Consider the following 9,993-nt stretch of genomic DNA (forward strand, 5'->3'; position numbering starts at 1 on the left):
TTCAAATTTTACCGAGGGAGGTTAACGCTGTCCGACGGAAAAAACTTATGGCGCTCTAGCAATCCTTAAGCGGAATGGAAAATTCAACATAAAAAGGATGAAGTTCTTCATTCAAGCAAAGCTCAATTCTTTGCTTAAAATTCCCCCAATTTACCATCTCTAATGCTGTTTCGATTGGAAAAAATCCTACTTCTAAAGACTCAGGGGTAGTTGTTAATTCTCCTCCGACTGGTCTGCCTAAAAATAAAGTGTTACAAATACTTGCACCTACATTTTGAAAAACACCACAAAACTTTGTCACTTCTATATCTATACCGCTCTCTTCCTTTGTTTCCCTTATCGCTGCATCTTTCAATGATTCACCTTCTTCAACCTGCCCTCCTGGCATTTCCCATCCTCGTTTAGGTCCTTTTATCAATAATATTTCGTTACGCTCATTAACTACAATTGTTGCCGCAGAAACTATATGTTTTGGAGCCACTTCATCGTCCTCCCCTTTTTAAATTAACAAAACTAGATTACCACTAATTTCCTATTGCTGTATACTGCCCGTCCCTTGGAGCGGTTTATTTTAACTTATCGGCAATCGAACAATGTTCTTATCATCCGACATTTAAAATTTATTACGCTCATTTTTCTCTTATTCAGATTTATCTCGACTCGATATGTTTATCAAACCAATTAATACAAAAAAGCCCCCCTAAAAGGCGGAAAGCGGAAACAGCGGGCATTGTTACACACCAATAGTAAAAATGGGGTACGATTGGTCTATGAATGACCGTCGCGCCCCGTTCTTTATATTATTATACTGTTTTCTCTTTCTGACTAATTGCGTGTATATATTTAATAGTAAGCTTCCATAAGACTTTCCCCAGCCAAAACATTAACACACCAATCACAATAGAAATTGGCAAGAACTGCATTAGGCTTGGTGTAAATGCTCCCATTTCGATTGTTATTCCGGCAATATCATATCCCATAAGATACCCGACAAATTTAACAATTCCACCTATCGGCGTAATAACTCCACCAATCATTAAAGCAATGGAAAGAGTACTGATGAACGGCAAAAGTAACATACCGTTGATGCCTGCAAAGTCGCTACAAAGTGCAAATATTGCGCCGAATTTACGCCAACTAAATTTACTGTTCTTTGAAATAGCTTCACTTAAGTATGCTTTCGCTAATTCTTTTGGATTTCCTAACCGTTCGATAATTTTCTCAGAAGATACACCATTATTTTGCAATTCAAGCATTACACTTTTGATTTCTTTTACAATGTCAATACGCTCGGAATCGGACATAGATTTCAAATACCTTTCAATTTTTATAAGATAGTCATTTATAATTTTATCCATAATTTAACTCTCCTTTAATTTCTGATATAGCTGTTTCTTGCAGAAAAGTTTCCGCCATAATTCCATATAAGCCCCAAATTTATTTTTTTGAAGTAAGTTGGGGCTATGACAAAATTAAACCATATATTCCGTTTTTCCTTTTCTCCTACTTGCTAAATTCAGCAAGTAAAATATTTTTAAAAGGATTAGGACTGTTATCTCTACCCAAACTGTTCAAACTGACGACCAACGTATGATTGCCTCCAAGCGTACCTCCTGCAATCGTAGAAAACCCTAGAATGCCACCTGTGTGCCCCCAAATCGAGACACCGTTTGGAAGCTTAGTTTCAAAGATTCCAAGACCATATCCATCGATTCCTGCTCTTCCTACAGGAACTGTAGTAAGCATTTGTTTAAGTTGCTGTTCCTTCAGTAATTTGCCACCGAGCAAGGAAGAGAAGAATTTATTTAAGTCGTCAGCATCAGAAATCATATCTCCAGCCGAGCTACCTGCACTTGGATTATAATAAGTAACGTCTTTTATCTCACTTACTTCGTCTGGTTGGGAATATCCCCGAGCATGCTTGGTGCCTGGAATAACGCTTGAATTGCCAGGTAGGAATGTATCCGACAATTCAAGCGGTTCAATAATCCGATTTTCAATCTCTTCCGCGTAGCTGTTTCCGGTTACTTTTTCAATAAGAATACCCAGTAATACGTATCCTGTGTTTGAATAAGACCAGCCCTTTCCTGGAACAAAGTCTGGGGGCAGAGAAATCCCCAACTTCACTATTTCTTCAGCCGTATACGATTTTTTTGTATCCATAAAATTTACGTCTTTGGATCTTGAGTATTCAGCGATACCACTTGTATGGTTCAATATCTGCCGGATAGTAATCTGTTTACCATTATATCCGTTTCCTTGAATGACACCAGGCAGCCATTTTTCGATGGAATCGTCTAGATTCAAGCGGTTCTCTCCAGCTAATTGAAGTACAACCGTTGCGGTGAACGTCTTCGTCACGCTGCCAATGCGAAAGCGATAATCTGTTTCCATTGGTTTCTTGGTGCTCAAATTCGCTAGCCCAGTGGCATAACCCCACCTTTTTCCACCCTCGGAAGTTTTAGCAAGTATCCCCGGGAATCCAAGTTGCAATGTATCCCGCATAGCTTGCTTGACTGAATTATAATCTTGTTGAGTGCTTGTTTGTAAAGAATTAGATTCATTTTGAGTGGGCTCTGCTTTTACAATTGAGCTTGGCGGTATTGCAATAAGTATAGCTGTCATTACTACGGAAACCATCTTCTTCATTATTAATTCCTCCTCGTATTCCTTCTAGATGTGACTTACTGAATTCATCATACAAGGAAGAACGCTGTTAGAATGAAAAGCGCCCTGAAACGTAAAAAATAATCCCTAAACAACAGGTTGTCTAAGGATTGTTAGTATAAAATGGTATTAGTACCATATTATTGAATATTTTTTGTTTCGTTTCAATGGTCATATGACCACCGTACTTGTCGCAGATTCTAGCTATGTTCGTTAATCCAATACCATGAAATTCCGGGTTTGATTTTTGGCTGTTTAAGCGGGCAACTTCATTCTCCATATGATTCATGATATGAATGAGAAGAGTAGACTCGGTAGAATGTATTTTTATAAGAATGTACCTATCTTCTGCTATTTTTAACTTTTTAGAAGCCTCTATTGCGTTATCTAGCATATTTCCAATGACAACACATAAATCATAACGGTCAATTTGGACTACTTGTGAACATAAGCTAATCTTTGTATCTATTCTTATGCCATTGGCTTGTCCAATAGTAAGAATGTTTGTGACAAGGGCATCAATAACCAGATTCCCTGTGTTAACCCGTTGATAGGCTCCTTCGACTTTATTTAATGTCGTCTTAATATGTTCCAGTGCAGTTGTTAACTCATTTCGTTTAATACATTCTTCAATATACAAAAACTGCTGATTCGTATCATGAATGATTCTTTTAATGGATTTGAAGCTATGAACGACTTTTTCGTAATTCGCATCCTGATAGTCCATCTGATGTTGCAACTGAGTATTCTCATGCATGAATTGAAATTTATCAATGATCGTATCAAAAATATAGAAAATCATAACGTTTAAAAATAGTAATACAATGACGGATATGAAAGAATAGGCGTCCTTATAAGTTAGAATATTCAGTTGGTTTATACTTACGATAGGAATAACCGAAAAAAATATGTAATAACGGTAATGCAAAGAGTAACTTCTACGTTTTGCAAGTAGTCGTATGATCTGAATGATAGCAAACATGATCATGCAACTGAGTAAAATAGCTTTTGTGTAGGCTATTTGATCATGTTCATTTACAGGGTCAAAGCTAAACTCAACTGAATATAGGGTATAAAAAATATAAAGGGATATAAAATTAACGAGAGATATTAAAACACCGTAAAACATAGAAAAAATGATCTTGTCTTTAATTTCTACTTGATAAGATTGTGCAAAACTAAATATCATGAGCAAGGGTAGAATTAAGGATAAAATAGGAGAGATGGGAATAACCAGATACAGGTAATCAAGCAACCCAAACATAATGAAATAAATGAACCGGTTATGTTTTTTAGCTGATTTACCAAACACTGAGTTGAAGAAAAAATTAATTTGAACGCCCATCACAAGTATAATGCTAAAGACAATAGGAAAATTATTTTGAATCATATCAATCGACCTTCATAATCATAAATTTGGTGTAAGTATCTTTAACCTCTTTAATTTTAGAACGACCTATGGGTAATTCAAACCCATTGGACATTAGAACAACTCCGCTAGCAAATTTCTTCACATGAAGCAGATTAATAATAATAGAACGATGGATTTGCAAGAAGTTACAGTCTTTTAAGGCCAAAGCATAATCTGAAATGATGCCTTTGCTTTCATAGGTTTGATTAGTGGTCGTAAAATGTAGTTTGCTTTTTATAGTTAAGCTTTTGGCAGCTTCAATACTAATGAGGTCATCATATTTTAAAACGATTTCTTCATAGGTTGACTTGATAACCATAAACTTTTTATCAAGTGCTTGAAAGTATTGGCATATCTTGATCATTTTCTCCTCCAAGATCGAAGGAGCAATTGGTTTTATCAAATACTGGAATGTCATGACATCAAAACTTTCAACCATATATTCAGGATAGCTTGTCAGAAAAATAATTTGTTCATCCAGGTTATTTAACCCTCTTATTTTTCGGGCTGTTTGAATCCCGTTCATCCCCCCCATTTCAATATCCAAAATTAAAATATGGAATGGAGTTTCATGGTGCTCATAATCGGATACCAATTGCTCTCCCGAGCCGAATAATTCAATTTCAAAATCTATATTTGTCTTTATCGACAAAGTAATTAGGATGCTTTTAACAAGCTCTCTTTGTTTTTCCTCATCATCGCAAATAGCCACTCTATACAAAAATGATACACCTCTCATTTCCAGTACCTTTATTCTAAAACTTTATATAAGCATGATACAACCATTTGACCTTGTATAGATAGCTTTTGGATGAAATGCAAATTAAAATCCCTCAACACCAAATGAACGAGTAAGGGTAAATCGAAAATGTACGGATCCAATGGCGCGCACGAACCGCTTTTTGGTTTGGCTGCATGCGATATGAAGCCCATCGCGGTTTCCCGTAAATTGAACAGGCTGCCGATTAGCCAGGATAAACCAGTAGTGTCCGGTTGGTTCCATACCGATGATTAGGGTATTCAATCGGTGCTTCTGTTGCAATTCATCCATCCAACGTTGTAATCTTTCGAATCCTTCTAAGTCGTTTGTAAATGATAGATGCCGCTTGGCAAGAATGATACCCCGAAAGTTAGTAGCCTGCGCGGCATGAATTTCTGCCATGTCGATACCTACAACAAGATGAGAGGTGGAAATTCGTTCAATACGTTGATTTTGTTCATCGTTTTGTTTAAAAATCTACCTAAACTCAATTTCTCATCAATCATTCAGAAAAACTCATCCAACAGTTGGTAGAATTCGATTTTTTCACGGTCCGGTCGTTCCAGTCCGTATTCATGCAAGAAAAGTTCAGCCCATGTCATACCGAAGTTATGAATCAAACTACGATGTGCAAGCGCTAGATCTTGGTACCGATCGGCAATGCCGGCATTACCCCAGTCGATATATCCACTTAGCCTGCCGTCTTCATACAATAGGATGTTCGGCAAGCAATAATCTCCATGAGTAAATACCAGGTCTTCGTTCGGTGGTCGCGTAATGAGCAGCTCATGAAATAATGAGTCGGAGCTTCTACCTGAACGCTTATGGTCGAAGTCCTCAACATCCACTAAGCCGAGCTCAATATTCTGCTTTGCCTCATTAATATGAACTGCCAAGCTTTTATCGAATGGGCAATCATCGATTGGCAGATCGTGGATACGTCTTAGCGCCAGTGCTAGCTCCCGTACTATTCCTGGTAGGCGGTCCGAGTTTGATTGGTCCGCGGCATGGGTACCCGGAAGTTCGACGGTAAGCAGGTATTCCCGATTGTCTTCAGTTATGTAATCAATAATGTTCGGAACCGGCAATTTTCCTTGCAACCATAACAGCCGCTCAAATTCCTGCTTTAGCGACCTACGAGTGTCCTTATCTACCATCTTTAGGTACATCCCCATTCCATGGTCCGGCATCTGCAAACGGAAAGTCTGAGCAACCGAGCAACCGATCGTAATTGGTGTCCACTCAGCGTCGCCAAGATGAGCGGCAAGCTTTAATGGTATTGGAATCATATCTTCTCCTCCATTTATGTGATTTTCACGACCGATACGTGACTGTATACTGATATTGAAAACTAATTGCCGGGTAGTTGGATGCCGCGCCAGCAGCTTACATCGCATTGGCCATATTCATTATCACCCACAGCAACCACCGTGCCGTCCGATTTAAGACCGACGGTATGGGCACAACCCGCCGCAATCGCCACAATATCGCGCCAATCACTTACATTACTTTGGCCATACTCATTCCAACCCACAGCCGTGACAGTACCGTCCGATTTAAGGCCAATGGTATGATTACTACCCACCGCTATCGCCACAATATCGCGCCAGCCGCTTACATCGCATTGGTTATGTTTATTCAAACCCATAGCCGTCACCGTACCGTCCGATTTAAGACCGATTGTATGAAGATAACCAGCTGCGACCGCCACAATATCGCACCAGCCGCTTACATTGCATTGGCGATACCGATTATTACCTACAGCCGTCACCGTGCCGTCCAATTTAAGACCGATGGTATGCCAGTCACCCGCCGCGACCGCCACAATATCATACCAACCGTTTACATTGCATTCACCTTCATTATTTCGACCTACTGCTATCACCGTGCCATCCGATTTAAGCCCAATGGTACGACGCCAACCCGCCGCAACCGCTACAATATCGCGCCAGTCGTTTACATCGCATTGGTCATGCTTATTCCAACCCACAGCCGCCACAGTACTATAAGATTTAAGACCGATTGTATGAGCATTACCCGTGTTCGTCGCCATATGAACATTACCAGCCGCGACCGCCACAATATCGCGCCAGCCGCTTACATCACATTGGCCATATTTATTATCACCCACAGCCGTCACCGTTCCGTCAGATTTAAGCCCAATGGTATGACGATGACCCGCCGCTATGGTATCTTTAGGCCAGCGTTTCACCTTTAACGCCGCCTGTCCGAGCCAATCACCTTCAATGTTCACTTGCTTATCTCCTTCTATTTTTTAAAATTGGTTAATTGCTTATCGTGGTATGCCTTCTTTACCCTTTCAATTTGAGCAAGGTGGTTGCGGACATGTTCGATGCGGTATTCCATCAATTGCTTAAATGTGAACCGCCCCTGATCGACATACACTCCCACTCGCTCGCTTTGTTCAGTAGTTAGATTGTCTAGAATTGTCTGCATACTGGAACGCAGCAATTTGAACAGAAGTAGATACTGCTCGCGGTCCAGTAAATCATACCCCAAGTTATTCGTCCATGCGTCTTGATCAAATGAAATCAGAGTCGGCTCATCTTCCGCCAAGACTTTTTTTAGCCTAGATGTGGACGAAATCTCTGAATCTGTCACATGTATGAGGATTTGATGAATGCTCCATTTGTCCGGGGCAGGCTTGAAACGAAACTCCTCCTCTGTCAATCCTTCGATAGCATCCCGAAGCATTGCGTATCCTAAGGCATACTCCTTAATTAACTCCTCCAATTCAATCCCCCTCCTTTTTTAATGTAAACCCCAGACTAAAAAACCAACTAATAAGTTATTCTTGTTTTTAGATAATTGTCCTTTTATTTCTTCTTCAACCATCCTGCCCGTTCGCGGGGAATAGCAGCCGATGGATCCTGCCCGTTACTTGAATGAAAAAAAGGAGTTGCCACGAGGCAAGCTCCCTTCATTATCGTTTCCGTTAGCGGAATGACTTAATGAGAGGTAATTCATGGTGTTGGAATTTATTTAATTTTCTCGAAGCATCCAAATGTTGAAGCATAGATTCAATAAACCCTGCTATTTACTTAGGGTCTCTTGACCCGCTAGAGTGAATGCATTTTAGTATTTCATAACTTTCGATACCATAGATCTTTAAATCAAATGGATCCCATTCGGCAATGATTTTATGTATATTGTCTCTTTGAGAATTAATAACAATTCCTCCCCAAATCCCTACATTACAATATATTACACGTATCACTTTGCTATCCTGCCCGTTAACGTAGCGATAATAAACGATGGATAGGTTCCATTACCGCACTAAGATCAGTTTGCGAACGTGCAATTAAGTTGGTGATAACCTTTATCCGCTAACTTAAATGTGGATGAAGTTCAATCAATTCGCCATAAAAAACGGCGCCTGCTCTAGGCTAGCGCCGGTCAACTTACTCATCTCCGATAGGCTCACATTGGACCTCTGTAAACAAATTCAGCGGAAACAACGTGGACACAATTCCGCGTGACTGTATTAACTCTACGAAGTTGCGGCCGACTTGCACAAGCTGACCTCCAATTTCGCCCAGATCCTCAGCCCTCGCATTCACATTAAACGGTAGGAGTGGCCTCCCCCGTAAAGGCAGCAAGATATAGAACGATGTTGCAAACGGCACCCGCAAGGCCCCCACTGTGAAACCGCTCGCTGAGTTGTTTGATAACACCCCTGTAGTCCGGATTAAACCAGGCGTAACGACTGTAACGATCTTGCCAACAAACGGGGCGAGTCGAGCCGTCAGAGTGATCGGCTTTGGCAGTGGGCAGCCGGAAATGTTTCTGCTCATAGTCATATCATCCTTTCGTTATTTTTCCTAAAGGATATGCGGCCGCTCCCCTTCCCGATTGGACGTTTCTGTTGCTGAATCTGCCTATTACTTCAAGTTAGAGTTTAATAAAGTCATTGACAAGAGTGGTCTTGTTTAGGTAAGCGTTGGGGAACCGTTATGAAATAGCGGCAATGCAAATCACTTCTTAGTTGGAGAAAGATGCTCCACCCTTCGATAACCGCTACCATTTGTTAGATGTCTCCAACAATATTGACGATATTCCCTTCTGTGTCCGCAAACGAAGCATACACCATGCCGATCTCGGCAATTTCGGTTCGTTGCGTCACGATTTTACCGACGCACTTCAAGATTCGTTCAATCATACCATCTACATCGTCACCCCTAACACAACGGTATTACGAAGAGCCAATAAATAATTAAACAAAGGCCACAGACCGTAACATACACAAGGCTACCGTAAGCAACATTCAATCGGCAGCCTTGCTGTGTTCAAAACCGCGAACAGTGGCCGATTTTTTTGCTTGAAATCTGGAATAGGAAATCACGGCTCAAAATCAAAATTGAACAAATAAAAGGATTAAAAGGATTGAATTCTATTGTGCGGTCAATATAATCGGGCCATCCGTAGTAATGGCGACCGTATGCTCGTACTGTGCGGAAAGCGAGCCGTCAACGGTTCTGGCGGTCCATCCGTCGGCATCAATCGTCATTAACGCTTTTCCGGCATTTAGCATCGGCTCGATCGTAAAAACCATCCCTTCCTTCAAGCGGAACCCTTTGCCCGGATTCCCGACGTGGTTATAATTAGGTTCCTAGTGCATCTCCCTTCCTACGCCATGACCGAGCAGATCGCGCACCACCGAGAATCCGTTTCGCTCGGCATGGGTTTGAACCGCGTGCATCACATCGCCGATCCAGCCATCCGCATCCGCGACGATGTCGATTTTGACGATGTCACCTTCCTTGAGCGGATTTCGGCTCGGAAAACCATGCGCAATGACGTCGTTGACAGACGCAAGGAAAAAAGTCGGGAAAAATGGCGAGTCATGACGGATATCCGCAAATCAGAAAGAGGCCTTCAACGGTGTAGCAGGCTTCGGAAGTTGAAACCAAGTAATATCTTCTTTGCTATTGTTCATCAACAAGGATGTTCTTATCTTAAAATTATTACTATCAGACCATAACTATTTTTCCTAAATCAAAAAAAAAAGACCTCACTTATTAAGTGAGGTCTTTTGCTTGGCAACGTTCTACTCTCCCAGAACCCTGCGGTTCAAGTACCATCGACGCTGGAGGGCTTAACGGTCGTGTTCGAGATGGGAACGCGTGGGTCCCCT

10 protein-coding genes, 1 rRNA gene and 3 pseudogenes are annotated in these 9,993 nt (G+C 41.0%); 1 reads left to right on the forward strand and 13 read right to left on the reverse strand.

The window, feature by feature from the left end:
- Nucleotides 1–55 precede the first annotated feature (55 nt).
- The 5 genes from ASD40_RS16850 to ASD40_RS16870 form a co-directional block, all read right to left on the reverse strand.
- Nucleotides 56–481, reverse strand: a complete 426-nt coding sequence (locus ASD40_RS16850) for an NUDIX hydrolase (RefSeq protein WP_057304369.1) — start codon at nt 479–481, stop codon at nt 56–58.
- Between the two features lie 322 nt (nt 482–803).
- Nucleotides 804–1,358: a DUF1700 domain-containing protein gene (locus ASD40_RS16855; protein WP_057304370.1), complete on the reverse strand. Its 555-nt coding sequence runs from the start codon at nt 1,356–1,358 to the stop codon at nt 804–806.
- A 145-nt stretch (nt 1,359–1,503) separates the two neighbouring features.
- Nucleotides 1,504–2,649: a serine hydrolase domain-containing protein gene (locus ASD40_RS16860; protein ID WP_057304371.1), complete on the reverse strand. Its 1,146-nt coding sequence runs from the start codon at nt 2,647–2,649 to the stop codon at nt 1,504–1,506.
- A 121-nt stretch (nt 2,650–2,770) separates the two neighbouring features.
- Complete coding sequence (locus ASD40_RS16865; protein WP_057304372.1) at nt 2,771–4,057, reverse strand: ATP-binding protein; 1,287 nt, start codon at nt 4,055–4,057, stop codon at nt 2,771–2,773.
- A 1-nt stretch (nt 4,058) separates the two neighbouring features.
- Complete coding sequence (locus ASD40_RS16870) at nt 4,059–4,799, reverse strand: LytR/AlgR family response regulator transcription factor (RefSeq protein WP_057304373.1); 741 nt, start codon at nt 4,797–4,799, stop codon at nt 4,059–4,061.
- Between the two features lie 147 nt (nt 4,800–4,946).
- Here ASD40_RS16870 and ASD40_RS38645 point away from each other — a divergent pair.
- Nucleotides 4,947–5,036 (forward strand): annotated as a pseudogene (locus ASD40_RS38645) (DNA alkylation repair protein); the annotation flags it as partial.
- 6 nt (nt 5,037–5,042) lie between these two features.
- Here the strand turns inward: ASD40_RS38645 and ASD40_RS38650 are convergent.
- The 8 genes and pseudogenes from ASD40_RS38650 to rrf all read right to left on the reverse strand — a co-directional run.
- Nucleotides 5,043–5,315, reverse strand: a pseudogene (locus ASD40_RS38650) (IS110 family transposase); the annotation flags it as partial.
- 29 nt (nt 5,316–5,344) lie between these two features.
- On the reverse strand, nt 5,345–6,127 hold the full coding sequence (locus ASD40_RS16880) for an APH(3') family aminoglycoside O-phosphotransferase (RefSeq protein ID WP_057304375.1): 783 nt from the start codon (nt 6,125–6,127) through the stop codon (nt 5,345–5,347).
- Between the two features lie 62 nt (nt 6,128–6,189).
- Nucleotides 6,190–7,086, reverse strand: coding sequence for an RCC1 domain-containing protein (locus tag ASD40_RS16885; RefSeq protein WP_057304381.1), 897 nt, complete (start codon nt 7,084–7,086; stop codon nt 6,190–6,192).
- Between the two features lie 20 nt (nt 7,087–7,106).
- Complete coding sequence (locus tag ASD40_RS16890; protein WP_057304376.1) at nt 7,107–7,592, reverse strand: DinB family protein; 486 nt, start codon at nt 7,590–7,592, stop codon at nt 7,107–7,109.
- Nucleotides 7,593–8,260: 668 nt separating this feature from the next.
- Complete coding sequence (locus ASD40_RS16895; protein ID WP_057304377.1) at nt 8,261–8,653, reverse strand: hypothetical protein; 393 nt, start codon at nt 8,651–8,653, stop codon at nt 8,261–8,263.
- A gap of 233 nt (nt 8,654–8,886) precedes the next feature.
- The gene (locus ASD40_RS39090) at nt 8,887–9,018 is read right to left on the reverse strand and encodes a hypothetical protein (protein ID WP_268795902.1); all 132 of its coding nucleotides are present in this window, start codon (nt 9,016–9,018) and stop codon (nt 8,887–8,889) included.
- A gap of 231 nt (nt 9,019–9,249) precedes the next feature.
- Nucleotides 9,250–9,690 (reverse strand): annotated as a pseudogene (locus tag ASD40_RS36430) (M24 family metallopeptidase); the annotation flags it as partial.
- 203 nt (nt 9,691–9,893) lie between these two features.
- Nucleotides 9,894–9,993, reverse strand: a 5S ribosomal RNA gene (rrf, locus tag ASD40_RS16905); the annotation flags it as partial.

This window comes from Paenibacillus sp. Root444D2, assembly GCF_001426375.1.
Classification (GTDB): Bacteria; Bacillota; Bacilli; order Paenibacillales; family NBRC-103111; genus Paenibacillus_E.

Bases quoted from the DNA above. Each gene is read 5' to 3' on its own strand.
- ASD40_RS16855 (WP_057304370.1), bottom strand. From the start codon at position 1,358: ATGGATAAAATTATAAATGACTATCTTATAAAAATTGAAAGGTATTTG.
- ASD40_RS16860 (WP_057304371.1), bottom strand. From the start codon at position 2,649: ATGAAGAAGATGGTTTCCGTAGTAATGACAGCTATACTTATTGCAATA.
- ASD40_RS16865 (WP_057304372.1), bottom strand. From the start codon at position 4,057: ATGATTCAAAATAATTTTCCTATTGTCTTTAGCATTATACTTGTGATG.
- ASD40_RS16880 (WP_057304375.1), bottom strand. From the start codon at position 6,127: ATGATTCCAATACCATTAAAGCTTGCCGCTCATCTTGGCGACGCTGAG.
- ASD40_RS16895 (WP_057304377.1), bottom strand. From the start codon at position 8,653: ATGAGCAGAAACATTTCCGGCTGCCCACTGCCAAAGCCGATCACTCTG.
- ASD40_RS39090 (WP_268795902.1), bottom strand. From the start codon at position 9,018: ATGATTGAACGAATCTTGAAGTGCGTCGGTAAAATCGTGACGCAACGA.